The sequence below is a fragment of the Allobosea sp. FW305-C-101 genome (genome assembly GCF_058783685.1).
This window is the reverse complement of record NZ_JBYSYT010000017.1, coordinates 1-25,230: the sequence shown is the minus strand read 5'-3', so window position 1 is coordinate 25,230 and position 25,230 is coordinate 1. Positions and strand designations below refer to the sequence as shown.

Genomic DNA, 25,230 nt, shown 5'->3' with positions numbered 1-25,230 from the left:
ACATTCGCGATAGCGGCGACTACATGGATTGGTACTGTTGCGGCCCAGTCTCGGTTGTCTCAGATGAAATTCGCCTCGCGTTGGTTGGCGAAGGGTGGCGGCCATCGATCATGGGTGCATGACTGCCCCTTACCGCAAGCGCCCAAGGTCGGCACCCACGTCGTATGAAAGGCCCGCATAGTCTTCGTTAGCTCAATGCCGACTTCTGTGATTGCCGTATCGAGCGGGGGCCAACTGAAGCCCTTCTGCGATCTGGATTTCTTCGATCGGCTCCTCGATATCGTCCTTACCGAGAACTCGAAAAAGTTCGGCATACGAAATCTCGTGCGACGCCCCCGAGGGTCCCTTTGCAATTCCCAACGAGACCTCTGTCTCGTGTATGCGACGCGTGATGTGCTGGACTCGTCGACGGCGCTCGTTTGCATCCGTGTTCGGCTCCTCGCGGATATCCGTCAAGCGATCGCGCAGTCGGCTCAGTTCGCGCTTCAGCTCGACTTCTTCTGTCTCACTTAATTTGCGGGGCTGCGAAGCCGTTTGTTTGTCGGAGTTGCGCGCCGATACCTGTCGAGGGGCCCCCCCCCAGTTCTGTCCTGGAATAACAGGCTTTCGAGCCACAATTGGCCATCCCTAACGTGCGTCTTGGATGATCAAATCAACGGGGATCGCATGCCATCAATTTCAATGGCGCTCTAAGCAGTCGGGCATTCCATCAATCCGCCCGCCGCACGCCGGACAATGATCTCACGGAACCCAACAATGAAAGGCGCCCGACATTGTCGGGCGCCCATCCGAATTGCGGAACTCGACCTGCAATCGCGGCAACACTATGCCTCGATTTTCAGTAACTATATCAGAGACTTACGAGCATCCGGTCGTCGATCCACATGAGGTGCACGAAAGGCAGGTGCCCGAGCGCTTCATCGTGAACGATCCGCAGGAGCCGCAGGCATCGCCGCTATAGCCCTGTTCGATCGCCTCCGCTCGGAAATTCCGGGCCGGGCCAGTGGCGACAGCGAGCGCCGGTTCCGGCGCAGGCTCAGCGCGGCGCTGGCTTTCAGCTGCGAGTTCGCTCTGCACCATCTCGCTCTTGGCGACCTCGATCACGATCGCCTTGGCCGAGGGCATCTCGCCGCGGACGAAGCCGTTCGAGCCGAGCCGTGCCTGGCTGTCTTCGAACAGCGTGCCGTCGTTCTTGCCCTGCCCGACCGTGGTGACCGAGAGGTCCTCCGGCTTGATGTGGGCGAGGTCGTGGCGGCCGAGATAGGAGACGGCGAGCTCGCGGAAAACGTAGTCGAGCACCGAGGTCGCGTTCTTGATGCGCTCGTTGCCCTGCACGAAGCCCGAGGGTTCGAACTTGGTGAAGGTGAAGGCCTCGACATACTCCTCGAGCGGCACGCCGTATTGGAGGCCGAGCGAGATCGCGATGGCGAAATTGTTCATCATCGCCCGGAAGGCGGCGCCCTCCTTGTGCATGTCGATGAAGATTTCGCCGAGGCGGCCGTCCTTGTACTCGCCGGTATGGACGTAGAGCTTGTGGCCACCGATCGGTGCTACGCGGCCGCCGGCAACGTGTGGTGCCACTGGAGCTTCTTAAGGAAGTCCGGAGCTTGATCGAGTGCGGCTTTTCGCTGCCACGCCTGGTTCAAAATTTCTGCGGCGATCGCCAGTTTCTGCTTAGGCAGACGTTTGCCGTATACCCTCAGGACCGTTTCCGGGGTGTCCTGGATCGCATAACCAGCTAGCCACGGATTGTTGGTTTCATTCAGAATGTGAATTGCAACGACATCGCGAACGCAATGGGGGCCATGCGGGAAAATTCCAGCAATCGCGCCCCGTCCCGTAAATGGATTTTGGATTCCAAATCGTTGGATGATCGCAGTCCAGGCCTTATTGAACGTCAGCAAGCTGTAGGTTGGTGTCCGGCATTTCTTTTTGATTGTCCGAACGAAAAAGGTACCTGGATCGGCAGCGTTAGCTAGCAATGTCTTCCTATGAAGGTCAAGATAAATCTGAATAAATTTGTATAGATCGCCCACATCTTCAAGCACATAATGGTACGGGTTTTTGTCAAAGAAAGAGGATTTGTGATTTTTAAATGCCGACAAGGGAATGAATACCTCCCATTTGCGGGAGGTCACGTTGAAGCGGATTTCGCCGCGTTTGAGCTTATAAAGCTCATGAGCTGGCCGGGGCTTCTCTCCGGGAAGGCACACGAGGAGCTCACGGAAATTCTTTTGGCGCAAGCAGAGATGAAGCCCAAAACGAATTATGAGGAACGATCTTACAAGCTCCGCCGCCCCAACTGGATCGCCTGCCGTCTCGCCCATTCGCGTTTGAATCTCTGCGGCAATTTTTAGATACTCATCGTAAGGGTGCTGGGATTCGAGCACCGGCTTTAGTGATTCCGAGCTATCCCGATGTTCGATCGTCTTTTCTGAAATTTGGGTGGCTCGATCCATCAGGTGAGCCCGCGCCTTGTCACATGCCTTTGACCAACTCGCCCGGACGCGCTCGATTTCCTGCGGAGAGATCCATCCTGGTATTGGCGATAGGTGGGCTGCGAGATGGCTGCTTTGCCGCAACCATCCGGTCTTCTTTCTCAAAATGCTGACCGCAAAGTGAATCATATTTACTTCCGTGACGACATAGAAGCCGCCGCGCCGCTGCGATCGCCAAAGCAAGAACCAGTCCCAAACCTTCGGAAACAGCAGGAGCGCCAACGTCAACTTTTCAGCCGGAATGCCCTTGCCTCGGACCGGACCTTCCGACGGAGCGGCGAGTGATCCAAAGATAATTCCTATGTTTATCCGCGCGATATCGATTGATGCGTCAGACCAGGATCCGATCCGACCCATTTCTTCGCGCGCAAATTGTCTCGATTTAAAGGCGATCAAGTCGTCGAGTTCGCCTGCCAATCGCGCAGGGGCGATAAGGCTGGGCTTCATTTTGCTGAACTCCCCGTTGCAAGCGTCGTCAGCTATCGGAGCAGCAGGCCTACCGCGATAACCGGGGAATTTGAGTATGAAATGCTGCTTCGATTTTTCAGAAGCATACAGCGAATAATCAGTCGGCGCGTGAAAGACGTTGCCGCTTATCCATTCAAAAATTCTTTTGCGCTCGGCCTCACTGCGATCATTAAAGTCATCAGGCAGATGCCACGCCACGATGTGGCGTTCGTAGATTTCAAATTGATGGATTCCTATGAAGCGGGCATACGATTTGAACTGGATTTTGTCGACGAAATAATTGCGATCGTACCCGTAGTGCTCTGCGATCCAGTGCAGAATGGGATAGCTCTGGCGCCGCTTCGGAATTTGCCCATTGCGCCAATTTTCGATCGTCTGCGCGTGAAGTTTAAATCCGTGGGCCGTTAGCTTTTTCCAGAGCCGCTCGCAACTGTCGTGGTGATCGATTATTGCTTGCTTCAAAGCCTGTCCGAACGTTGCTTCAGCGTCGCTCGGCCCTGCCTGGTCCGAGAACGCCGCGGACTGATGGTCGCTATTGAGCCCGGTTTCAGCAATTCTCAGCTCCCTCATGTCGGGATTGGGCAAACTGACCCGGTGAAAATCTTTTGTGCCAAGTTCGAACTGTAGGTGCCCTGACAGGGCGAGTTGATAAGGCCAAACTATCTTTGGGCTGCAATCCAGGTAGAATCGATCGTCGCGGTCGTGCACCGCCACGCTGATTGTGGCAGGTACCTCCTCGCGAATAATATTCGATGATGGAGCTGTATGTGAATCTCGAGCTACCTCGGCTATGGCTTCAAGTGCAGGTGAAATCATTCGTTTGCAAAAAACGATAAGACCGTAATCGACATGACTCCGACGAGAAATTTCGCGCCAGCTAATTCCCCGCGCAGTAGCGGGCGCGACTTCCGCTCGTTCGACAAGTTCTAGGAGGAATTTTTCGATATTGACCGCTTCGGTGCCGACAAATTGCTCCAGGATTTCCCGACAAAGATATTCGATTTTGGCCTCGAGAGTGGCTGCCCTAATGGCCTCCATTTTTAGGGTTCCCTCGGGTTTGAATGCATTTCAGCTCGCCGCCGCCAAAGTGTGCGGCGGCTTCAAAAACTGTCTCTCGTGTGGTTAATCCGCGGTTACCGATCGGTGTCCGGAAAGATTGACAGAACAGAGCACAGGCGCAGGGCACGCGAGGCCATCTCGTAAGACGGAGAACGACACGCGTCACTAAATCATACTTTGGCAATGAAAAATGGATCAAACTGCCGATTTTCGCGATCTCCGTGGAGATTCGGGTAGCCGGCTTGGTTCGCAATTATGCGCGTCCGCCCTACCCGATAATCATGTGATCCGTGATCGTGCCCATGTATCCAAAGCTCTGGCTGAAACTCAGCGATGACATTGCTGAGGTCAGAAGCAAATGCGGGCGTCAGCGGGCTACCTTGGTAGCGTTGCTCAATGGAATTCGGGTGAGGCGCGTGGTGCGTAACAACTACGGTCGAACCTTCAAATGGAATCGCCAACTCCTGCCGAATGAAAGCCAGATCCAGCCTATGCTCCGACGCGGCATGCCAAGGCATAAAGCGGCTATAGTGGCCACTTGCCTCTCTATACCGTATCACTCGGTGGTCGTTGAGCGTTTGTCCGGCATAGATCATCGACGGTTTGGGCGTCGCATAGAGCCGGTAGTCAGTCCAGAGCACGCATCCAATGAACCTAACCCCACCTATAACAATGGCGTTACGGGACAGGAGATCGACGCCAGACGCTTCAGCAGCCGCCCTGCCCTTCTCCAAGCTGCTCTTCATTTCTGTGTGGTAGAATTCGTGGTTGCCCGGCACGTAGATCGCGGGGCGACCTTTCAGCGGCCCAGCTCGTTGCACTGCCATCCACCGAATGGCCTCCGATATGGGCTTCCCTATATCTCCTGCGAAAACAGCGACGTCAAAGTCCGGCATTGAGGCGGGAAATTCGAATGGGCCGCACTCAAGATGTATATCAGAAATCACGAGTAGTCGCATTCTAGATCCGGCTATTTGGCATTTGAATGGCTCAGCTGGACGCCTAACCAGCCCGTGGCGGTTCGAACTGTTCAAAGAATCTGACGATATGCGGTGGGGCAAAAATGGAAGGCCGAGAGCCGAACGCCATTTCAAACTCGCCAATGGGGATGGCGGAAGCGCCTGCAGCGATGGGACCGACGACGTCGTCTTCCAAGCGATCGCCAACAAACAGTATTTGCGAGAGCCTCAGGCCAAGCTGCGACGCCACAATCGGATAGATGTCCTTGTGTGGCTTAAGCAGACCGAACTGAAAGGACATAACAATGGTGTCAGGCTCAGCGGGCAGTGCATCCATCATTGGTTTTGCGTAGGGAAAAGCCAAGTTCGAACAGACTGCGATTTTCAATCTGGCCTCTTTCAGAGCGGACCAGATTAAAGCAATTCCAGGGCGCAACCTGATCGAAGCGCATTCCGCTTCAATTTCAGCTTGCCAGTGCGATATCTCAGCTTCTGAAAGGTGAATATCAAATGTTTTTGCTAGCTGTCTAACCGTTGTTAACCGTGTCATGGCCAGCATTGCTGCTGGATGGTAGTAGTTTTCAGGCAAAATCTTGAAAGGATTTCGTCGATCAGTTATTTCGACAGTGGTCCCGAAAGCATCGAAGCAAACCGCGCGGATGGTAGTCATTTGAGAAACCTTATTCCAGCCGGACTCGATCCATAGTTCTTGTTTGGCTTCATCGGCGCCTCGTGCCTTACCCTGCGAGGGCGGCTGCGGCAGTTCTAGCTGCCGATGATACTGTCGGCGAGTGCGCGCTGTCGGTCCCGAGCGAGCTTCTTCATCGGCCAGTTTCCTCTCTCAGCACAGTCTCGAACATCGATTCGTGTAGAGTATACTCCGTGGAGAAATACACTACAATCTAGCTTTTTCTGCTGGATGGGAATCCGAGAGGTCCTCGCGGCCAACATCAAGCGATACCGGCGAGAAGCTGGTTTGTCGCAGGAGGAGCTCGCTCACAGGGCGGGAATTGATAGAACCTATATCAGCTCTATTGAGCGCTGCCGCTACAGCACGAGCATCGACGTGCTCGACAGGGTAGCGCGGGAGTTGGGCGTAGATGCCGCAGCACTTCTCGTCAGGCTGCCAGGAGCATCTGGCGAGTAAACCTACATTTTCTGTCGCGGCGGAGCCTTCACCTCGGGATTGCTTCTGGAATCGATTTCAGAAGGGCAGAGAAAAGAACCTCCCCTATCAGAACGGCTTCCGAAGCACCTTCTACGCGAACGATCATAGTCCTTTGCCTGAGGCCGCGCCTCGGCCAGGGTCCTCTGACGCGACACCTGCTTTGGGTGGTCGATGAAAGCCGAGATGACGGCGGGGCTCGTCAACGACGCGCTCATCATGGCGATCTGGCGTCGCGGCAAGCCGGACGCGTTGCTGCGACAGGGCCCATAGCGAGCTGTCGGGCCGATCCGCGGCTCAGCGCTTCCGGCGTTGCTGTCCCAGGCCCATCCTTTTGGCGAGGGAGGAGCGCGCCTCGGCGTAGGCGGGCGCTACCATCGGATAGTCGTTCGGGAGGTCCCACTTCGCGCGGTACTCCTCCGGAGACATACCGTAGGCAGTCCGAAGATGGCGCTTCAGCGATTTGAATTTCTTCCCGTCCTCGAGACAGGTCAGGAAGTCGGGCGTAATCGACTTTTTGACCGAGACTGCAGGAACTGGCTTCTCAGGCTCAACAGCCGGGCCGGCGCTTCCGTCGAGGCCGAGGATGGCGGCGTGAGTCGACGCAATCAGAACCGGCAGATCCGCGGCCGGAACGCTATTGTTCGCGACGAAGGCGCTGACGATGGATGCAGTCAGTTCGATGAAGTCAGTGTTGTTCTCGGACATTGGTTTTCCTTAGCCGGATTGATACGCGCTCGTGCACAGTCCGCGTAAAGATGTCAAATCTATGCAGCCAGTGGAACTGCCCGACGGGCGCGCAATTTCTCCGCGCAGCGCGCATCAACAATTTGAATCATCTCAGCAATCTTGATTCAATAATTCAATTAGTCACGACACCCCGGATCACATCTCGACATGGCAAGCTTCGAATATTCAAGCGCGCCTACGCTCTATCGAATTGACCGCGAGCACAACATGCAGCGGCTCTATTCGCTATCGACCTCCCCCACCCGCTTCGGTGGCGCGTCCTTGGTTCGGGAATGGGGAAGGATCGGGTCGAATGGGCGGCGGCGAGTTGATCTCTGCGATACGGAGGCGGAGGCCCGGGCACCCAAGAACGAATTTGTTAGGATGAAGCGAGCCCGGGGCTATCGGCCAGGTCGCGGCCCGTGAGCGTCAGGCGTGAACGCCGGCCTTAACTGCTTCGAGATATTCGAGCAGCCGCGGCGCGTGTCCCCCTGCCACTAAATCGTATGCAGTTCTTCCCGACCAGCCTGGAAGCGGCTGGCAACTAAACCGGATAGCCCCTTCCTCACCGGCCATCTCAGCCCACGTCGCCAGAATCATCTCAATCCTGCTCAAGGCAGCGTCGATCTTTTCCGAAGCCTGCTTCGCGGCCCTGGTGCTTTCCTCGAAACCGACCAGCCTAGCCAGTTCGGCGTCAGAAATTCCCAGCCGTTGCGCTAGACGATGGATTTTGGCTTCCAGGAGAGCCGACGCGGCACTTGGTGAGTCTCTATCCTGCATCGCCTCATCCCTCAAAGCTCTTTGTGAACTCCGATATGTGCATCGCCGGCATCCCGATCGCCCTGGGCCCATCGATGTCGGCCGATTGTGTGTCGCCTACGAATAGAATTTCCTGCGCGGCGAAACTGAGCCTTTCGCAAACGAGGTGGAATATTGCCGGGGCAGGCTTTGCCAAGCCCACCTCATAGGAAAGTACCAGAGCATCCGGCGTGCTGGGCAGGCACGCTACGAGTGGAGACCCATAAGGCATTGCTAGATTAGAACAAATTCCAATCTTTACTCCCTCTCCTTGCAGTCTCTTCTAAATATCGGCGATACCGTCGCGCAATTGAACCGAAGCAATTTCGGCCTGCAGATCGCGTTCGAGCTCGCCTAATCGATCCTCGTCGAGCTCGGCCACGAGAGAGTTCGCGACGGATCGAAGGTCCAATGGCTGCGTCAGGACCTGGTTGGCGATAGCGCCTGACGGGAGTTCCCCGAGGAGAACTCGAAACGGTCGACGCCTGTCGGCAATCTCCACCACTGTGCCGAAAGCGTCGAAGCATACAGCCCGGACCCCGCCCCTAACCTGCCCTCGATTCCCCGGCATCGCCAATCGCGGTATCTCCTTCACATGCGTCTATGCATTCTATCCGATCTCCACGCCGAGCAAAGCGCCCCCGTAGCTCTTCCCGATCCTGATGGGGAGTTCGACGTCGCCGTTGTTGCCGGCAACGTACACGGCAGCTGCGCGGCGGCCGTAGAATGGCTAGCGGCGGCGCCGCAGCTGCAGACTAAGCCGGTCATTTTCGTGCCGGGCAATCATGAGTTCTTCGGTTCGATCCTGCAGGATAATCTGGCATCGGGCCTTGAGGCGGCAGGCCGTACTGGCGGGCGCGTTCAACTCCTTCATCGAGCCCATGTGACGATCGGCTCCACGCGCTTTGTCGGCTGTACGTTCTGGACCGACTGTCGACTGCTCGGAACGCCAAAGGCATCCGTGGTGCTGGCGGGCGAGGAATTGGATGATCACACGCTGCCGCTATCGCGAAGCGGGCGGACACATCAGCCGCTTTATGCCCTGGCTCACTGCGGCAGAGCATCGCCAAGACCTCGCGTTCCTGGTCGACGAGCTGGCAAAGCCGCATGCTGGTCCGACAGTCGTGATCACCCATCATCTCCCTTCGCCGGGGTCGATCGCAGCGCGCTTTGCGGGGTCAGCGCTCAACCCAACGTTTGCATCGGATCTTGACTGGCTAATCCGCGAGGCCGCGCCTGCTAGTTGGATTCACGGACATACGCACGAGGCTTGCGATTACCGCTCGTTCAAGACGCGAGTTCTGTGCAATCCGATGGGATACAATCCTGGGAAGGCCAACGGATTTCGGATGGACCTCATCGTAGACGTCGAGGGTTTCTACTCCGGTTAGCTCGGGCGCGTCTTGCGAAAGTTGCCGGCCGGCAACTTCTTGAAATCGATGCCGCTGCCTAGTTTTCGCGTTAAGGTTTCGTTTACCCAATACCGCTTGCCAGAATCACCGCGGTGGGGACACTATGCACGGCAACTGAGGCGGTATTCGCCATCTTCCGTGCATACGCGAGTTTGATGTGAACACGATCTCCAGCGCCCAAGAGATGGCTAGCGCGATCCACAAGCTCGTGGGTGCGCACGCTCGCGAGCTCTCGTCCAGGTTACAGGCTCACCGCGTCCAACTCTTCCCGCCGCGAGCTCAGAAGAAACTACGCCGATTCTCGTCGACGGAGGCCGCCAAGCTCATTGGAATCAACGACGGATATCTCCGCAGACTGTCGCTGGATGGGAAGGGTCCGGAGATAGACGTCAACAAGCAAGGCAGACGCTCCTACACCATCGATGACATCCAAGCTCTTCGCGTGCTCCTTGATGCAAACGGAAAGGCAGACCGCAGGTACGTTCCCACGCGATCCGGTCGCGAACACCTGCAAGTGATTGCGGTGGTGAACTTCAAGGGGGGGAGCGGGAAGACCACCACGGCTGCGCATCTCGCCCAATATCACGCCCTCCGAGGTTACCGGGTTCTGGCGGTCGACCTAGATCCCCAGGCGAGCCTTTCCGCATTGCACGGATTTCAGCCCGAATTTGATGTCGGCGACAATCAGACGATCTACGGCGCCATCCGGTACGACGGGCAGCGGCGAGTGCTGAAGGAGATTGTCCAGAAAACCTACTTCACCAATCTGGACCTCGTCCCCGGCAACCTTGAGCTGATGGAGTTTGAGCACGAGACGCCGAAAGCGCTCATCGAGGATGGCCGCGGCAACGGCATGTTCTTCACGCGAATGGACTCGGCTCTAGCCTCCATTGCTGACAACTACGATATCGTCGTTTTCGATTGCCCGCCCCAGCTTGGCTTCCTCACGATCTCGGCGCTGTGCGCCGCGACGGCGGTGCTGGTGACCGTGCACCCGCAGATGCTGGACGTCATGTCGATGTGCCAGTTTCTGATTATGACCTCCGACTTGCTCAGTGTCGTGGCGAACGCCGGCGGCAACATGAGCTACGATTGGATGCGCTACCTCATTACGCGATACGAGCCCGGTGACGGACCACAAAACCAAATGGTCTCGTTTATGCGTTCGATGTTCGGCGACCACGTCCTCAACTACCCAATGTTGAAGAGCACGGCGATCTCAGACGCCGGTATTACCAAGCAAACGCTATACGAGGTTAGTCGCGAGCAATTCACTCGCTCAACCTACGACCGCGCGCTCGAAGCCCTGGACAGTGTGAACGGGGAAATTGAGCATCTGATTTTGCAGGCTTGGGGTCGGCAATAATGGCTCGAAAGCACGACTTTACGAACTTGAACCAGGGCGAGTTGCCGGCCGGCAACTTTTCGCAAGAGGCTGCCCCCATGCCCGCTAGCAGGTTCTCTGCTCTCAGCGGAATGGCCTCGAGGCCGGGAGCTGTCGGTGCCGTAGCACGGGGCTTCGAACAGGTCTTGTCTCAGGCTGTCATCGAGATCGATCCTGCGCTCATTGACGCTTCGCCAATCGCGGATCGACTGGCGAATTCGGACGACGATATTCAGGATCTCGTCGAGTCGATGAGGGAACGAGGCCAGCAGGTTCCTATCCTGGTTCGACCGCATCCGACGAATGAGGGCCGCTATCAGATTGCTTACGGCCGCCGGCGCGTACGGGCAGCGGGTGTCCTCGGCCGCAAGGTGCGCTCCGTCGTCAAGCCTCTCTCTGATGACGAGCTCGTGGTTGCGCAGGGGCAGGAGAATAGCGCGCGGAAGGACTTGTCGTTTATCGAGCGTGCACTCTTTGCGTCGCGCTTGGAGGAGGGCGGGTACGACCGATCGGTGATTATGTCCGCTCTCTCGGTGGATAAGACCGGATTGTCTCGGTTGATCTCATCCGCTGTAAAAATCCCGGCGCGAATTATTGAGGCGATCGGAGCGGCACCCAAGACGGGTCGCGATCGATGGATCGAACTGGCCGCTCAAATTGAGAATGCTCGGAGCCTCACGCCCGTCGATCAGGCCGTCGCGAACCCCAAATTCTCTCAGTTGGCCTCCGATGAACGCTTCAATGCAGTCCTTAAGGCTGTCTCGGCGAAGCAGGAGCGGCGCAAGGCGCCGAGCTCTTGGGCGACATCGGAAGGCACTCGGATCGCCAAAATCAAGGATGACGCCAAGGCCACAACGCTGGTCATCGATAAGAAGATCACGGCCGACTTTGGAGCGTACCTGGTCGAAGCCCTGCCAGAAATCTACGCGTCGTTTAAGCGCCGCGGAGATGCGTAAGCCGCGTTCCCACAATCCCAGGAGATAAGCCGCAAAAGAAAAAGGCCCCCGAAACGGAGTTCCGGAAGCCCTTCTCAGTCATAAGCAAACAGAGAATCGCACTTCCACGAATCGCCGTCAAGAGTCTCGCGAGAGATTGAGCGCCGTTTCGGCGAGCGGATTTCTTTTGCCTAGCGATAGGTGAAGGAAGATGGTTTCCCATATCTCAACGACGCCTTTTGGGCGGCGAACGCTGACGCTTGCGCATGTGGCAAGTCAGGCGCGCGCGAAGGAGCGGCCGCCGGAGAAGGCGGTCCATAAATGGAATCTGTTTCGCGATATCTGCACGGCCAAGGCTCGATTGGGCGTGAACGAACGCGCCCTTGCGGTGCTCGACGCTTTGCTGACCTTCCACCCGGAGACGGTGCTTACGGGCGAGCAACTCGTCGTCTTCCCGTCGAACCAGCAGCTGGCTCTGAGAGCGCATGGCATGTCGCCGGCGACGCTCCGCCGCCACCTGGCGGTGCTCGTCGACGCCGGGCTGATCATCCGTCGCGATAGCCCGAACGGTAAGCGCTACGCTCGGAAGGGCAGGGGAGGGGACATCGAACTCGCCTTTGGCTTCGATCTGTCGCCGCTGGTTGTTCGGTCCGCGGAAATCGAAAGTTCAGCCGAGGACGTCAGGCTCGAGGAGCGGGCTCTGAAGCTCGTGCGAGAGCGCATCACCATCTGCCGGCGGGACATTGCCAAGATGATCGCGATGGCGATGGAGGAAGGAATTCCCGCTCATCCAGCCGGGCAGGGCCCTTCGACCTGGCAGGAGATCCATGCCCTGTATCGATCAATCATTGGCCGGATTCCGCGCACCGCTCCGCGGGAGATGCTGGAGCCGGTTGCCGACGAGCTGTCGATGCTGGCCGATGAAATCCTCAACCTGCTGGAATTTCATACAAAAACTCAGAATCTGAGCGGCAATGAGTCTCATTCTGAGCGCCACAAACAGAATTCAAATCCAGACCTTCCTATTGATCTTGAACCTAGCTTTCCAGAAAGCAGGGGCGTCGAGATCGAGATCGATCCTGAACCGGTGAGGAAACCGGAGCGGCCGTTCCCGCTGGGAATGGTGCTCGATGCCTGCCCGGATATCATCGACTATGCCCGCGGCGGGATTTCCAATTGGCGAGACTTCCTGGCGACGGCGGCGATGGTGCGATCGATGCTCGGCATTAGCCCGAGCGCCTGGCTCGATGCGCAGAATGCGATGGGCGAAACCGAAGCCTCGATTGTGGTTGCGGCAATTCTGCAGCGCGGAGAGGCGATCTCCAGCGCTGGCGGATACCTGCGGGGGCTGACGCGGAAAGCGGAAGCCAACGAGTTCTCGATCGGACCGATGCTGATGGCGTTGATTGGAAGCCGGCGTCGTGAACCGAAACGAGCTTAGCACCCCCGCGGATCGCTGCCATGTGCGGGCGGTTGCCGACAATGATCTGGTACAATGGGCCTGCGATGATGAGGTTTGCACGATGAACTGGAAGCCGCCTGCGCCGATCGATGCCAGTCCGGAAAACCGGGCCCGGGTGAGTGGCCCTGGCTTACGGACGCTGCTCAATGTGGCGCGCGTTTGGGAACTCGATGTTTCCGAGATCCGAGTGCTCCTGGGCTTGCCAACCGCCGCTGAGTTCCAGATTTGGTCTGATGCCGCCCGTGCCGATCAGCCTCTGATCCTCGAAGCCGATGTCCTGCTGCGGATTTCGGCTGTGCTCGGGATTTATCGATCGCTCCGTCTGTTGGAGGGGACCGACGATGAGGGCTTGAAATGGCTCCGAAGCGTCAATCGTGAAATCCCGTTCAGCGGAAGGGCGCCTCTGGAGCTCATGCTGACGAGCTTCGAGCCTGGGTTGATGGATGTCCGTGGCTACTTGCTCGCCAAGGAGCACGGGGGCGGCAGCGCCCCTAACGAGGTCGACCGCAACTTCAAGCCTTATACCGACGCTGATTTGATCTGGATCTGATATCGCCGCGGGTGGGTGACCTCTTGTGTTGCAAGACGGAGCATTCGATATCGGCGTCGTCAGCTCCGCATGAATGATGCGGCCGCGCCGGGCTCTTGATGCTGCTTCAGTTTTTCAAAGGAATAGACGTGTTTCAGATTAAGGCCACGATCAAGGGTTGCAAGGTCAAGGAAGCAGCCGCTTCCGCGATGGAGGCGCTTCGCCGATACCAGGATATTCAGACCCGTCCGGGTGTAACGGCTTGCTCGGTGATGAAGGGCAAGCCGAGCTCGTGAGCGCGGCGACCGTCGAGGGCCTGCGCGCCAAATCCGGAATCTGATCTCGCGAGGAAGGCAAGGTTGTGCAGCCCGAGCTGCTGCCTGACGCGTACGGCTCATCAACGATGTGAATCGTCACCGCGGGATTGATTCATCCTTTGCGTTGGACCGGTGCCTGTCATGAGCGCGAGATGCGCGCATGGACAGCTCCCTCGCCAAAGACACGCCGCGCTTGCAAATGTTGGTGCTGGACCGATCCGATCCGGCGCAAAACATGGCGCGGTTCTATGTGCTCGCGATTGAGCCGACGCTGTTTGGCGATGTCGCACTCGTCCGCGAATGGGGACGCCGGGGCTGTACCGGCCAGCGACGACTGGATCTCTACGGCAATCAGGAAGCTGCGGCTGAGGCGCTGCAGGATTGGCTGCTCAGAAAGACCCGGCGTGGCTACGGTGTGGTGGCGGCTTCACTGGCCAATGCGCGGTCATAGCCGGCAGAGCATTCTGCCTCTCCGTTGTTGGAACGAGCCTCTGTCTTGAGAGCATGATGAGTCGGGCCGGACTCGAACCGGCACCAGCACTGTTATGAATAGCAAGCTCTGACCATTGAGCTACCGGCCCGGTCGGAGCGGGGCGTACTGACGCGATCAGCCAACAAGGAAGGCTGAGAGTTCGCTCCTCATCCGGATCGGAGATGACGCTCGATCTCGGTGACAGGTCGCGCCCGTTCGACTCGCGAGCGGATCGGCGGGGAAGGGGACTGGCTGCGTGGCTGCCTGGTCACATCAGAGGAAAGTCTCGCGATGTGCGAACGATCGCGATTGCATGAGTTGAGGTTGCGTCCGAAGCTGGGCTGAGAGGGAGGCGAAGTTATGCGTGCGCCTGACAGCTCGGAAGCCTCGATGGCTCGGATCAACGGCATCCTCATTCGGAGTGCCATCGTCGTGGCAATTGCTGCGACTCTCGTGTTGCCGCTGATCCGTTAGGTTTCGCAGGCCGCAAACGGACGAATTCAGCCTGAGCTAAAAAATCGACCTCATAGAATGGTCGCTGAGGGCCCTTGGCGCCTGTGCCCGCAGGGGTGGTGAGGTGAGGTAGCCAAAAGCCGCTGGTGGTCACTTATCGGGCGTTTTGGTCTCTGTCAGACAAAAGCGGTGTTGGTGCTCATCGCCGCGAGCACGGTAAGGCTTGAATCTTGCAAGGATTTTCCTTACTGTAAGGAGCTTCCTTACGAGGATCCGGCATGATTACGAGCAAGCTGACAAGCAAGGCGCAGACGACGATCCCGCAACCCATCCGGGCTGCGCTGCAGCTGCGGGAAGGCGACGAAATCGCTTACAGCATTGAAGGCGCGTCCGTCGTGATCCGCAAGGCGCCGGCCTCGGTCGTGGTCGAGGATCCGTTCGGCACGTTTGGCGAATGGGACAGCGAAGCCGATCGGCGGGCTTATGCCGATCTCTGATTTGCGGCAGGGCGACGTTGTCCGGGTGCCGTTCCCCTATACCGACCGCAACACCCGGCAACACCGCCCGGCGCTCGTCGTCAGCAACGGCGCGATCGGGGAGGGAGATGCGCTATTGTGGGTCGTCATGATCACCAGCGCCGAGAACCGACCATGGGTCGGGGATGTGTCGCTAGGACGGTTCTATCAGGAGGCAGGCTTGCCGGCCCCGAGTGTGATCCGCCCCGTCAAGATCGCGACAATCGAGGCAGCCCAGGCTCAGAAGCTTGGTCGTCTCAACCCCTCGCTGATGGCTGAAGTGGCTGACCAGCTCAAGAAGCATCTGGGTGTCTGACGGCCGCTGGCATCCGTGAGCCGGGCAGATCCGGGGTGGCTTCCGGCCTTCGCTGACGATTCGTCAAAGCCCCGCTGCCCCGGAGAGATCGACTTTGAAGCGATCGCGACGATGACCTGCCCAGGCCATTGCTACGTCACGCTCAACAATCTCGGCGGAGCAGGCCAATGCGGCGTTCCAGGCGAGGTGCCTGTCAATTTCAGATGAGTCTGCCGGAGCTCGCGCCAACCGCGTCGACTCAACGGTTCAAAGTGCCAGGCGGGCGGCTTGGCTGAATCGCCGGTCGGCGTCATTGTAATAGCTCGCTGCCTGCTGGACGGAGCGGTGCTGCGACTGCTGCATCGCCGCGGGCAGGGGAACGCCATTGCGGGCCGCTTCGGTGAGATAGCCGGAACGCAGGCCATGCGCCGAAAATATCAGCGGGTCGAGCCCGGCCTCGGCGCAGCGGCGCTTGAGGATCAAGTTGACCGCTTGCGGCGTGAGAGCCCGGTCGGAGAGGCCTTCCCAGCGGTCGATCGCGCGAAACACCGCGCCCTTGCCGATCCCGGCGCGCTCGAGCCAGTCGCGCAGCGCCGCGACCGGCGGTCCGACGATCAGGACACGAGCGTCGTCGTCGGCCTGTGCCGTCTTGGTCCGGCCGAGCGTGATCGCCAGACAGGGCAACAGCGGCGTTTCCGGATCGTTGGGATCGCGCGGCACGGGCGCCTCCTCCGAAATCTGTTCGACGCGCAGACGGGCGATTTCGCTGCGGCGGCGGCCGCCCGAGCCGAAGGCGATCAACAGCAAGGCGCGGTCGCGCGTGTCGCTCAAGCGATCGCTGCGGCAGGTGGCGAGCAAGCGGTCGAGGATGTCGCGGGTGACGGCACGTTGGCTTTTGCGCCGGCGTGGCCGGGCGCTGGCCCGCACCGCCAGGCGTATGGCGGTACGCAGGGCTGGCGCGGCGAAGGGACCCAAAAGGCCTTTCCAGCGATGCAGCGTCGCCCAATGGGCCAAGCGGCGTTTGACCGTCGATGGCGCATGCGGACCCTCGACGCGCAAATGGCCGTCCAGCCGCAAGGCTGTGGCGATCGCGTCGGGCATGCCGTGCCCGGGATCGCTTTCGTGTTGGGCCGGATCCCAGAGATGCTGCGCCACAAATTTCAGCGCCAGCGCTTCCGGCGCCGGCCAGGGCAGGGGTGCAGCCGTTGCCGCGAGCGCCCAGGCCTCGAGATAGGCCAGGTCGGAGGCGAGGGCGCGCAGGGAATTCTCGCCCATGCCCTCCTTCGCCAGATGGCGCAGCGTCGCGACATCGTCGTCGGTCAGGATCTTGGCAAGCTGATCGCGCCGCTCCAGCGGCAGGATCGCGGACAGCGCGTCGAGCTGCAGGGCCCGGCGGGTCTCGGACGGGAGCAAGGCGGTCGTGGTCACGGGGCGCTCCGGCTGTGGCTCGTCATGGCCGTTCTCGTCGAGCTGAGGTCGGCCGACGGCCAACGGCGGCGGTTTGGAGCGCCAGAATCGCCGATTTGCAGGCTGCCGTCCATCACTATCGATAAGAGGTAATTATCGATAGTTAGATACCTGAAGTGATGACTGTCGGAGTGAAACAAATCAATAGCTATTTAGATTGGCTTTGATAATTTCGTGGAGGTGAAATCAATCGTATATGAATTAACGCGTGCCGATCGAAGGGCCCTGGTTTCTGAGTGCGCGGTTGCGGCCGAGTCCGCGGCGATCGCGCTCGCCCGCTGCGACGAGCGCCTGGCGCGCACCACGCCCGATTTGGCCGAGGGGGTGCGCCAGCGCGGCCACGCTTTCGAGGCCCAGGCCCTGATCGGGCTCGCCGGCGGCCTGTGCCCGCTCGAGGACCTCGTTCTGCACGACGCCGCAATGGATGTGCGCAGCCCAACCCACGCTATCACCCGCGCCGCCGCGATTCTCGACGAGCGCCGGCGCCTGGCGCGGCGCGAGCCGGGCGAGATCTTGAGTCCCGGGGCCTTGCGGTTGCGGCTCGGCCTCACGGAAGCGCAGCAACCGGAAGGGCGTGTCGCCGCGCCGGTCGCCATCAACTGGGCCTCGGCGCCCTGGGAGCGGGGATACCGCGATAGAGACGATGATGACGATCCGCTCGACGAGGACGATGCCGGCGTCGACGATGAGTCCGATCACGCCAGCGATCCGGCCTTCGCCGAGATCGACGCCTTACTGGCGCGCACCCGCAAAAAGCTCGACAGCTGGAACGATCTGTCCTCCGACGCCGGCCGCAAGAACCTGAGCTTGCGCGATCCCGGCTATGACGCCGCCGGACGGTGCGAGCGCTGGCTTGCCGTTCTCGAAGAGGGCAGGGGGCTGCCGGCGACGCTCGCCGCCGCGCTCGCGCTCGACGCCTGGCTCGCCCTCGAACCGTCGGAACGGGCCGGCGCGCTCGGCTTCGCGCTGGCCGCGACGGTGTTGCGCCAGCGCGGGTTGGCGCAGGCGCATCTGCCGACCCTCGGGCTCGGTTTGCGACGGGGACGCTTCCGCTGGAGCCCGCACCAGGCGCTCCCTATCCGGGTCGTTGGGTTGCTCGGCGCGCTGACCGAGGCGGCCGCTTTCGCTCAGGCCGATTGCGATCGCTTGGTGCTGGCGCGGGAACTGATGCTGCGGAAGTGTGAAAATCGAAGGGGGAATTCGAAATTGGCCGAGCTGGTCGGACTGTTCGTGGCGTCGCCGCTGGTCACCGTGCAATTGGCCGCGGCGCGATTGCAGGTCACGCCGCAAGCGGTCGAGGCGATGCTGAAAGAACTCGGCGCCAGCCTGCCGCGCGAGCTCACAGGCCGGAAACGCTATCGCGCCTGGGGGATCGTTTAGCGTGTGCCGATCTGCGCGATCAGCATGGGAATCGGGGGCGGCCTCGAGGTCGTCGCACGGTTTCCAGATGGGCGGGCCTTGTGCATCGATCGTCTCGGCAAAGTCGGTCGACCCAAGAAGGCTGATGCCTCGTAGTCTCGGGCTTCTGTTGCTGGCCCCTAGCTAGCGTCTGGAGCGTCCGCATTCTGGCGCTCTGGTTAGTGTGGCGATGCAACCGGCCGCCCTGGCCCTCGGACTATATTCGGACAGTCCGTTTACAGGTTGATCGACAGTGATTTTTACTCTTGGATGAATGCTGACCCGCGCCGGATATGCCGATCGGCTTAACCAATCGCGCCCGGACGGTGGCCGTGCAGGAATTCTTCAACCCGTTCGGTTCGTTGGACCAGCCAATCTCGATAGCTCACCAGCAGTCCAACTGGGTCGGAGGCTTCTGCTGCAATTAGCTCGTCAACGGCCGCCAATGCGCGGTGGAGCGTCAAACCGTCGCCGTGGTCGGTGAGAAGCCGCTCAGCTAGCGCAATATCCTCTCGCAAACGCGCGGCCTCATCCAGCACGCTGCGATGCTCTGCATAAACGAGCCGTCGACCGAAAGCTGAAAGTCTCGGATCATGGAATTCCTCGACGATGCGGGCACGGCAAATCTGGTTAGCCTGATGGAATTCCCGCATCCGGGTCTCATCGGGAGGGAGCGGAAAGCCACCACTATAAAGCTGCTCTTCTGGGTGGAGAGAGGGCTCCCGCGTTCCCCAGCCGGCGACATATGCTCGTATTACGCGGCCGCAAAGCTCCGCATTACTTTTTATTTGACGACCACGTTCTTCAACCAAGTCGATACCTAAGCTGCCGAGCATTACATCGGTTGCCTCCCATAGCGCAGCAACAGCTGGGGCAGCATTGACCGCCAACCGCCGGACCGGGCTACCCTTGCGAGCTACGGCTAAGCGCAGCGCCTCATCATCCAATGCGGCCCAAGCGTTCGTGTCGACCGAAAGATCCAGGCAAAACCGCCCATTCACATTGTCGGGGACCGAGCCGATGCAAGTGACTGCACGGTGGTAGGCCTCATTCCCAAAAAATTCCGTGAGGATGAACGCGTCCTCAGCGGCCACGAATTCTGCGACAGTCGCCTTCTTCGAGAAACGGACAAAGCGATGCCATGCCTCAGGAGAGCGATCACGTACGACGCGAGCAAGTATCAACGCCATTTCCGCGTCGCTCATGGCGTCATGCGCATCGTGGGCGGAAAGTCCGTTGGCCGCCGCTAAGCGCTCCAATCGAAATGTGGGACGGCCATTTTCCCCGAGGGGCACGTTCAGGCAGTGCGGCTGCTGAGCCGCCGCAAGCGCGAGGTTCATTATATCAGCGCGAGAATTCCCGTGGCTACTTGTGAGGTACGCCGGGTGCAGCGACTGGAAAAGTGCGTGTCGCAGCATTTCCTCGTCGAAGCGCATCGAATTGTAGCCAACGATGATCGCCGGTGACCATGCCAACAGATGGTGGCGGACCGAGCATATCAAGTCGTAATGCGACGGCAGATCGCGATCCGTGAGGCGAGCAATCGGTAGGCCGTTCGTCAGGAGGGCGGCCGGGTGCGGAATAGTTTGCGGCTGCAATCGGCAGCGCGTCTCGAAACGGGCCGTTTCATTCAGGTTTTCGTCAGTTCGAATCGCGGCGAACTGAACTATTTGGTCCCAACCAGGTTGGAGGCCGGTCGTCTCAGTGTCATAGAAGACGAAGCCGACCATCTCGCGCCTAATCCCGTGACGCGAGCCGATACCGCAACGCCGCTGTGCTGACCCGCAGCTTCTTAGCCAAGGCTTCGACCTTTTCGTCGTCGTCGAGGTCTAAGGTAGCTGGATCGATCAAGCCCTTGAGTATCTCGGTGGGCATCAACAATTCGGCCGCAAAGGCGTTGGCCTCAATCTCAAGCGGGTCTACGCCAAGCGATGCAAGATCGTCCCGCCACAAGACACGAAATGCCTTGTCAACGTGCACCTCGTTGCGGATGTCACCATCGTGGAGCTCATGGTGCGCCAGTTCGTGCGCCGCTGAGAAACGCTGACGGTTGGGATGGTGTAAAGCGTTGACGCCGATGATGCGGACATTGTCGCGGATGAAGGCCATCCCGGATAGCTCGGCATCCAAGGGCGCATACTGAAGTACGATGTTCCGGAACTTGATGATGCGTTCGACCGGAACCGGAGCACTCTTCACGCCAAACTCCGCAAGGAGGCGCCGAGCTGCTTCGCGTGCTTTCTGGGGCTCTGCTTGCCTCACGATTTTGCCTTTGCCGTCGCTAGAGCGCTGGCGATCATCCCGCTAATTTGTTCCTTTGCTCGGGCGCTAACGTCGTCAGACAGGGCGAGCGCCTGATCTTCAAGCGTTGTTTTTCCGGTTGCGGGCAAGAGGTCGGCGACGCTCGCAAGTCCAAGCGCCGCGGCGATGTTGCAGGCATGGTGCAGTAGCACGCTCTGCCTGCCGGCCTCCATGTTGGCAACTGAGGCCCGGGACACACCCACACGAGCAGCGAGATCGGCTTGAGACATCTTCAGTTGCTCCCGCCGAATCGACACTGCGCGTCCAAAGGCCGGATAGCGGTGATCTGTAGCCATGCACAAGTGTTTCCATCAGTTGGCGTTCACTGTCAATCTCGCAAACATATGTTTGTTAAACAAACATGACGGAGTTTGTATTGACGTCAAACCCGAGCTGAGTCATATCAAGCGGGCACTCGGGATGTGCCCGAGCAAAAGGAGATGCAGATGCCTAACGGCAATGGACAGGGCGGCGGTAAGGGGGGCGGCAAACCGACTTCCTTCGCGTTTTTCTTCAACGGCCAGAAGTACGAAACCGATCAGGCTTCGCTTACCGGCCTACAGATCAAGGCCAAGATTGTCGGCTGGGATCAGACCCACGACCTGGTGCTGGAAGGGCACGGGCACGATCCAGACGAAATCATTTCGGATGACCAGGCGGTTTTGATCGATACCAAGCAGGGCGGTCCGCCTCGCTTTTCGTCGGCCCCTAAGGCGAATTTCGGCTGACATGGCCCCGCTCGAAACTCAGATTCAGCAATTGCGCGAGCGTTTCGGCGAGGTCGAAGTCACGAAGTTGCCCGGCGGCGCAAGTCTCATCAGCGTGCTGAGGGTTGCGCTGCCGGAAGGGTGGACCAAGGCTGCCTCGGTCATCCGTTTCCTGGCCCCGGCAGGTTACCCATTCGCTGCAGTAGACTGCTTCTGGGCGGACGCGGACTTGCGCCTGGCGGGCGGGCAGATGCCGCAGAATACTGCGGAGAACAACATTCCAGAGACCACCCATATGGGTCTGTGGTTCTCCTGGCACTTATTGAACGGGTGGAATCCAAACCGGGACACTCTGTCCAGTTGGATGAACACGATACTCGATCGATTGAGGCGAATTCAGTGAGCGGGCTGCGATTTCCTGCGCCTCTCTACGGCGAGCTCTATGACTCCTTGCTGGCCGATCGCTCTCGGGAGGCTTGCGCGGTGGCCTATGCCCACCATGATCGGGGAGCAGGGTCTTGGGTGGTGGCAGACGCTGCCCTTGTGCCAGAAGATGCCTACGAGCGGCGAGATGCCGTATCCGCCGTGCTGAAGGCCGCATTCGTTGTCGAAATCGCAAATCGCGCTCGCCGCGATGGGCTCAGTATCGTGATGGTTCACACCCACCCGTGGGCGGAGAGCTATCCAGTCTTCTCGGAAGAGGATGATCGCGGCGAGGCGCAACTGGCTTCATACTTCGCCCGACGTGCGGCCGATCTCGAACACCTGGCGCTAGTGGTCGGTCCAGATGGCTGTCGCGCCCGCATACTGGGCGATACGAAAGAGGTTCCTGTATGGGATGTGGGCGCGGACCTGATATTGAGGACCCGATTCCCGCAAGACCACGCCGACATTTCTGCTCACGATCGTCAAGTGCGAGCCTTTGGCGCGCCTGGGCAGCAGCTGCTCCGTAGCCTACGGGTTGGTGTAATTGGTGCAGGCGGAACGGGCTCAGTACTCCTGCAGCAACTGGCTTATTTGGGTGTCCAGGACTTCACGGTCGTGGAGCCGGACACGGTGGAAACCACCAATCTCAATCGCCTTGTGGGCGCGGGGCCCGGCGATGTAGGGCGGCCGAAAGTGGAGGTGGCCGCTCGGACGATCGGCCATATTAATCCGCAGGCACGGGTTAGGCCTCTTGAGCGGGACGTCGTCGATGCCGACGTGCCGCCGCAGTTGGCCGCTCTCGATTTCCTTTTTATCTGCACTGATTCCCACGCGAGCCGGGCAGTAGTAGGCCAGCTGGCCTACCAATACCTGGTGCCGGCTATCGACATGGGCGTGAGCATCACTGTCGGACCCGAAGGTGTGTCTCACATCACCGGTCGAGTGCAGATGCTCGCCCCCGGGCTTCCATGCCTCACCTGCACCGGCGCTCTGGACGGAGAACAGATCCGCCGAGAGATGCTCACGCCCATGCAGCGCGCCGCTGACCCGTATGTACAGGGTGTGCACGAGCCGCAGCCGGCGGTCATCTCTATCAATTCGACCATGTCGTCATTGGCGGTGACCATGTTCTTGGGTGCGGTAACGCCAGTGCGCGCGGGCGCCCGTTTCCAGATGTACGACGGCGTGCGTGGTACGGTACGGCTGACGACAGCCAGAAGGACGGATACCTGTATCGTCTGTTCTGCCTCGGGCGCGATGGCGCGGGCAGGACGTTGGGCACTGCCGGTGAGGCACATCGGGATGTGCCATGGCTGAGCGCGGGGTTCTTTGGTTGGGGCCGCCCGCTGGCGAGCAAGTAGGGCGTGAGTTCAGCAACCGGGGCCTCTGGCTCGTTAAGACTGCGCTCGATGAGCCGCTCCGGAATCCCGCGGACGTTCGGGCTGCGGTCTTTGCTTTGGACGGTGACAACGGCACAGAGACAGCAGCTGCGATTCAGCGGTTGGCGCAACCACTGCTGGACTACGGCTCCGACATCTATCTTGTGTCGCCGGACGATGGCGCACTTGGAACTGCCCAGGCGTACTTAGCAGGATTTCGCCTCCTGCATCGTCTCAAAGTTCGTACGGCGCCAGAGGCGCACGAGATCGCTGAGCGCATTGCGCGACGGCGACTCGGCCCTCGTGCAAAGCCGGCCCTTGAGATCACCATGGCAACGAATGGCCGCCCTCTTGATCGGCGAGACGAACCCCTTTTTCAACGCGCATTCCACTTTTGCGACAGTATCGTGCTCCAGGAGCTAACAGGCGGCCGCTCGGATGCTCGGGTTTTCGCCGTCCACATGACCGTCAGTGGTTCGCGCGCGGGTAAGCAGCCCCAGCCGTTCTTTGCCAAGGTCGACGAGCACGCGAAGATTGCGAAGGAGTTCGCGAACTATCGCGAATTTGCCGATCGGTACGTCCCGTTCGGGCTGCGGCCGAACGTGCAGGACATCGTCGAAGGCGCGGAGCGCAGCCTGTTTGCGGGAGACTTTGTGGACCGCTCGGAATCCCTCTGGGATATGGTGCGCAGGAACGTGGCCGGACAAGCTATCTCTTCCCTCATGGGGGAGACGCTCTCAGGTTGGCGCAATCAAGCTTATGATGCCTCCCCCACCAAGGGATCGGTGGCCCTCGCCATGCACAGTGCTGGCGTGTGCGCCCCGGAGCACATCAAACCCAGCTATGAGGAGCACGCTGCACGAGAGACGGTCGCCGCCACTGGCGGCGTACTTTGGCAGCGGCTGACAAGCCTAAGCGACCAGTCTTATCGCCTCGCCCCGGTGCACGGTGATCTGCATGGCGGCAACGTCGTCGTCCGGAGCGGGCAGGCGATCCTCATCGATCTGGCTTCCGTCGCTGAACGAGGGCCTCTAACCACGGATGTCGCCGCGCTGGAGGTGTGGCTCGCGTTCGAGCTTCCACCGGAAGAAGACGCCAGAGCTTACAAAAACAAAGCGTGGACGGACGAGATCGACCGCCTCTACGCCCCATCCGCGTTTGTCGACGCGCCGGGACCAGGCCCTGCGCACGCTCCCTATTGCTGGATGGTTGCTGCAGTCCGCCAGCTTAGGCAAATAGGGCTCGCGGCGCAGTCCTGCCCGACCGAATATCAGACCGCCGTGGCCGTCCAGCTATTACGCCGCTGTCAATGGAATGACGGGCCGGCCGCGGACCGCTACAGGAGAGCTCACGGTTTCGTCGTCGCTGCGCGATTGGTAGACGACCTTGAAGCTCGGAGGATCTCGTGAGCAAGCCCGCCCGTCATCTGCGCCTGCGTGGAGTTGCGGAGTACCGTGATCAGGGCGAGCTGTTGCTGGAGGCGGCTGGCGACGCTGTGCTAGTCCGCCGCGGCGTTCCTCGATCCCTGCTTGTCGCCTGCCCGGACGGGTGCGGTGAGACACTTGTGGTCAACCTTGATCCGCGTACAGCCAAGGCTTGGAAGTTGGACGAGCGCGGTGATGAGATCACTCTCTACCCCTCGGTCTGGCGAGACGGTGGCTGCGGTAGTCACTTCATCGTCTGGCGCGGGCGGATAATCTGGTGCGATCGTTTCGAGGACGGCAACTTGGAGCCGCCCTATGACGCGACCCTGGAGCACAAGCTCTACGTGGCCCTTGAATTCGGCAAATTCAGAAGCCCGCTGGAGTTGGCTACCCACCTCGACGAGATTCCTTGGGAGGTTTCGCGCGCCGGGCGAAGGTTGGTGCAGAAGGGCCTCGCTGAAGCAGGCACTGGCCCTCAGCGAGATTGGTTCCGGCGGGCGGAGCACTAAGTCAATCTAGTCCGACTTCAAGGCCGACGACCTTGATGGGGTCAGCGGAGTTGCCACCGAATCCCCAAACTATGCGTAAAGCTCGGCGTAGGGTAAGCGGTGTCCCGGTTCCACCTTTGCGGCAGGGGTCTGAGCGCCGATGTTTGAAGCCCCACAGGGCTTCGACACA

At 59.7% G+C, this 25,230-nt stretch carries 26 protein-coding genes and 2 pseudogenes; 17 read left to right on the top strand and 11 right to left on the bottom strand.

Annotated features, from left to right (window positions below; genetic code table 11):
* Positions 1-858 precede the first annotated feature (858 nt).
* The 4 genes and pseudogenes from AC3WMA_RS27365 to AC3WMA_RS27350 all read right to left on the bottom strand — a co-directional run.
* Positions 859-1,551 (bottom strand): annotated as a pseudogene (locus tag AC3WMA_RS27365) (TSCPD domain-containing protein); the annotation flags it as partial.
* Positions 1,551-4,004, bottom strand: a complete 2,454-nt coding sequence (locus tag AC3WMA_RS27360; protein WP_492288403.1) for a hypothetical protein — start codon at positions 4,002-4,004, stop codon at positions 1,551-1,553. The pseudogene AC3WMA_RS27365 and the gene AC3WMA_RS27360, both read right to left, overlap by 1 nt.
* 191 nt (positions 4,005-4,195) lie before the next feature.
* A complete protein-coding gene (locus tag AC3WMA_RS27355) occupies positions 4,196-4,984 on the bottom strand; it encodes a metallophosphoesterase (protein WP_492288402.1) in 789 nt (262 codons plus the stop codon).
* Positions 4,985-5,027: 43 nt separating this feature from the next.
* A complete protein-coding gene (locus tag AC3WMA_RS27350; protein WP_492288401.1) occupies positions 5,028-5,654 on the bottom strand; it encodes an HAD family hydrolase in 627 nt (208 codons plus the stop codon).
* Positions 5,655-5,903: 249 nt separating this feature from the next.
* Here AC3WMA_RS27350 and AC3WMA_RS27345 point away from each other — a divergent pair, with 249 nt between their 5' ends.
* Complete coding sequence (locus tag AC3WMA_RS27345) at positions 5,904-6,131, top strand: helix-turn-helix domain-containing protein (protein WP_492288400.1); 228 nt, start codon at positions 5,904-5,906, stop codon at positions 6,129-6,131.
* 315 nt (positions 6,132-6,446) lie between these two features.
* Here AC3WMA_RS27345 and AC3WMA_RS27340 read toward each other — a convergent pair whose 3' ends face one another.
* On the bottom strand, positions 6,447-6,857 hold the full coding sequence (locus AC3WMA_RS27340; RefSeq protein WP_492288399.1) for a Ros/MucR family transcriptional regulator: 411 nt from the start codon (positions 6,855-6,857) through the stop codon (positions 6,447-6,449).
* Positions 6,858-7,046: 189 nt separating this feature from the next.
* Between AC3WMA_RS27340 and AC3WMA_RS27335 the strand changes: the two genes are divergently transcribed.
* On the top strand, positions 7,047-7,304 hold the full coding sequence (locus AC3WMA_RS27335) for a WGR domain-containing protein (RefSeq protein ID WP_492288398.1): 258 nt from the start codon (positions 7,047-7,049) through the stop codon (positions 7,302-7,304).
* Positions 7,305-7,307: 3 nt separating this feature from the next.
* Here the strand turns inward: AC3WMA_RS27335 and AC3WMA_RS27330 are convergent, their stop codons facing one another.
* The gene (locus AC3WMA_RS27330) at positions 7,308-7,658 is read right to left on the bottom strand and encodes a DUF2384 domain-containing protein (protein ID WP_492288397.1); all 351 of its coding nucleotides are present in this window, start codon (positions 7,656-7,658) and stop codon (positions 7,308-7,310) included.
* Positions 7,659-7,662: 4 nt separating this feature from the next.
* Complete coding sequence (locus AC3WMA_RS27325) at positions 7,663-7,953, bottom strand: HAD family hydrolase (RefSeq protein ID WP_492288404.1); 291 nt, start codon at positions 7,951-7,953, stop codon at positions 7,663-7,665.
* 318 nt (positions 7,954-8,271) lie between these two features.
* Between AC3WMA_RS27325 and AC3WMA_RS27320 the strand changes: the two are divergent.
* The 9 genes and pseudogenes from AC3WMA_RS27320 to AC3WMA_RS27280 form a co-directional block, all read left to right on the top strand.
* Positions 8,272-8,475: pseudogene (locus AC3WMA_RS27320) on the top strand (metallophosphoesterase); the annotation flags it as partial.
* Between the two features lie 187 nt (positions 8,476-8,662).
* Complete coding sequence (locus AC3WMA_RS27315) at positions 8,663-9,067, top strand: hypothetical protein (RefSeq protein WP_492288405.1); 405 nt, start codon at positions 8,663-8,665, stop codon at positions 9,065-9,067.
* Between the two features lie 178 nt (positions 9,068-9,245).
* On the top strand, positions 9,246-10,454 hold the full coding sequence (gene repA / locus AC3WMA_RS27310) for a plasmid partitioning protein RepA (RefSeq protein ID WP_492288396.1): 1,209 nt from the start codon (positions 9,246-9,248) through the stop codon (positions 10,452-10,454).
* Positions 10,454-11,428 carry a plasmid partitioning protein RepB gene (repB, locus tag AC3WMA_RS27305; RefSeq protein ID WP_492288395.1) on the top strand — a complete coding sequence of 325 codons (975 nt, stop codon included), beginning with the start codon at positions 10,454-10,456 and terminating at the stop codon, positions 11,426-11,428. Before repA ends, repB begins: the two co-directional genes overlap by 1 nt.
* Positions 11,429-11,618: 190 nt before the next feature.
* Positions 11,619-12,848 carry a plasmid replication protein RepC gene (gene repC, locus AC3WMA_RS27300; RefSeq protein WP_492288394.1) on the top strand — a complete coding sequence of 410 codons (1,230 nt, stop codon included), beginning with the start codon at positions 11,619-11,621 and terminating at the stop codon, positions 12,846-12,848.
* Positions 12,849-12,870: 22 nt separating this feature from the next.
* Positions 12,871-13,419, top strand: coding sequence for an MbcA/ParS/Xre antitoxin family protein (locus tag AC3WMA_RS27295; RefSeq protein ID WP_492288393.1), 549 nt, complete (start codon positions 12,871-12,873; stop codon positions 13,417-13,419).
* Positions 13,420-13,875: 456 nt separating this feature from the next.
* Positions 13,876-14,166 (top strand): WGR domain-containing protein, encoded by a 291-nt coding sequence (locus AC3WMA_RS27290; RefSeq protein WP_492288392.1) that lies wholly within the window; start codon positions 13,876-13,878, stop codon positions 14,164-14,166.
* 752 nt (positions 14,167-14,918) lie between these two features.
* Positions 14,919-15,137: an AbrB/MazE/SpoVT family DNA-binding domain-containing protein gene (locus AC3WMA_RS27285; RefSeq protein ID WP_492288391.1), complete on the top strand. Its 219-nt coding sequence runs from the start codon at positions 14,919-14,921 to the stop codon at positions 15,135-15,137.
* Positions 15,124-15,471: a type II toxin-antitoxin system PemK/MazF family toxin gene (locus AC3WMA_RS27280; protein WP_492288390.1), complete on the top strand. Its 348-nt coding sequence runs from the start codon at positions 15,124-15,126 to the stop codon at positions 15,469-15,471. The genes AC3WMA_RS27285 and AC3WMA_RS27280 overlap by 14 nt, the downstream gene beginning before the upstream one ends.
* Positions 15,472-15,717: 246 nt before the next feature.
* Here the strand turns inward: AC3WMA_RS27280 and AC3WMA_RS27275 are convergent, their stop codons facing one another.
* Positions 15,718-16,878, bottom strand: coding sequence for a site-specific integrase (locus tag AC3WMA_RS27275; protein ID WP_492288389.1), 1,161 nt, complete (start codon positions 16,876-16,878; stop codon positions 15,718-15,720).
* A gap of 213 nt (positions 16,879-17,091) precedes the next feature.
* On the opposite strand from AC3WMA_RS27275, the gene AC3WMA_RS27270 reads away from it, so the two are divergent.
* Positions 17,092-18,297, top strand: a complete 1,206-nt coding sequence (locus tag AC3WMA_RS27270) for an RHE_PE00001 family protein (protein ID WP_492288388.1) — start codon at positions 17,092-17,094, stop codon at positions 18,295-18,297.
* Between the two features lie 323 nt (positions 18,298-18,620).
* Here the strand turns inward: AC3WMA_RS27270 and AC3WMA_RS27265 are convergent, their stop codons facing one another.
* From AC3WMA_RS27265 to AC3WMA_RS27255, 3 genes are read right to left on the bottom strand one after another with little or no spacing between them, the layout of a single operon-like run.
* On the bottom strand, positions 18,621-20,045 hold the full coding sequence (locus AC3WMA_RS27265) for an exonuclease domain-containing protein (protein ID WP_492288387.1): 1,425 nt from the start codon (positions 20,043-20,045) through the stop codon (positions 18,621-18,623).
* Positions 20,046-20,052: 7 nt separating this feature from the next.
* The gene (locus AC3WMA_RS27260) at positions 20,053-20,577 is read right to left on the bottom strand and encodes an ImmA/IrrE family metallo-endopeptidase (protein ID WP_492288386.1); all 525 of its coding nucleotides are present in this window, start codon (positions 20,575-20,577) and stop codon (positions 20,053-20,055) included.
* Positions 20,574-20,912 (bottom strand): helix-turn-helix transcriptional regulator, encoded by a 339-nt coding sequence (locus tag AC3WMA_RS27255; RefSeq protein ID WP_492288385.1) that lies wholly within the window; start codon positions 20,910-20,912, stop codon positions 20,574-20,576. Before AC3WMA_RS27255 ends, AC3WMA_RS27260 begins: the two co-directional genes overlap by 4 nt.
* Positions 20,913-21,062: 150 nt before the next feature.
* Here AC3WMA_RS27255 and AC3WMA_RS27250 point away from each other — a divergent pair, with 150 nt between their 5' ends.
* The 5 genes from AC3WMA_RS27250 to AC3WMA_RS27230 are packed head-to-tail and all read left to right on the top strand — an operon-like array spanning position 21,063 to position 25,061.
* Positions 21,063-21,344, top strand: coding sequence for a hypothetical protein (locus tag AC3WMA_RS27250; protein ID WP_492288384.1), 282 nt, complete (start codon positions 21,063-21,065; stop codon positions 21,342-21,344).
* A gap of 1 nt (position 21,345) precedes the next feature.
* Positions 21,346-21,726, top strand: coding sequence for an E2/UBC family protein (locus AC3WMA_RS27245; RefSeq protein ID WP_492288383.1), 381 nt, complete (start codon positions 21,346-21,348; stop codon positions 21,724-21,726).
* A complete protein-coding gene (locus tag AC3WMA_RS27240; RefSeq protein ID WP_492288382.1) occupies positions 21,627-23,066 on the top strand; it encodes a ThiF family adenylyltransferase in 1,440 nt (479 codons plus the stop codon). Before AC3WMA_RS27245 ends, AC3WMA_RS27240 begins: the two co-directional genes overlap by 100 nt.
* Entirely contained in the window at positions 23,059-24,537 is a 1,479-nt protein-coding gene (locus AC3WMA_RS27235; protein WP_492288381.1) for a phosphotransferase, read from the top strand. The genes AC3WMA_RS27240 and AC3WMA_RS27235 overlap by 8 nt, the downstream gene beginning before the upstream one ends.
* Positions 24,534-25,061, top strand: a complete 528-nt coding sequence (locus AC3WMA_RS27230; protein ID WP_492288380.1) for a ubiquitination-like system serine protease family protein — start codon at positions 24,534-24,536, stop codon at positions 25,059-25,061. Before AC3WMA_RS27235 ends, AC3WMA_RS27230 begins: the two co-directional genes overlap by 4 nt.
* Positions 25,062-25,230 lie beyond the last annotated feature (169 nt).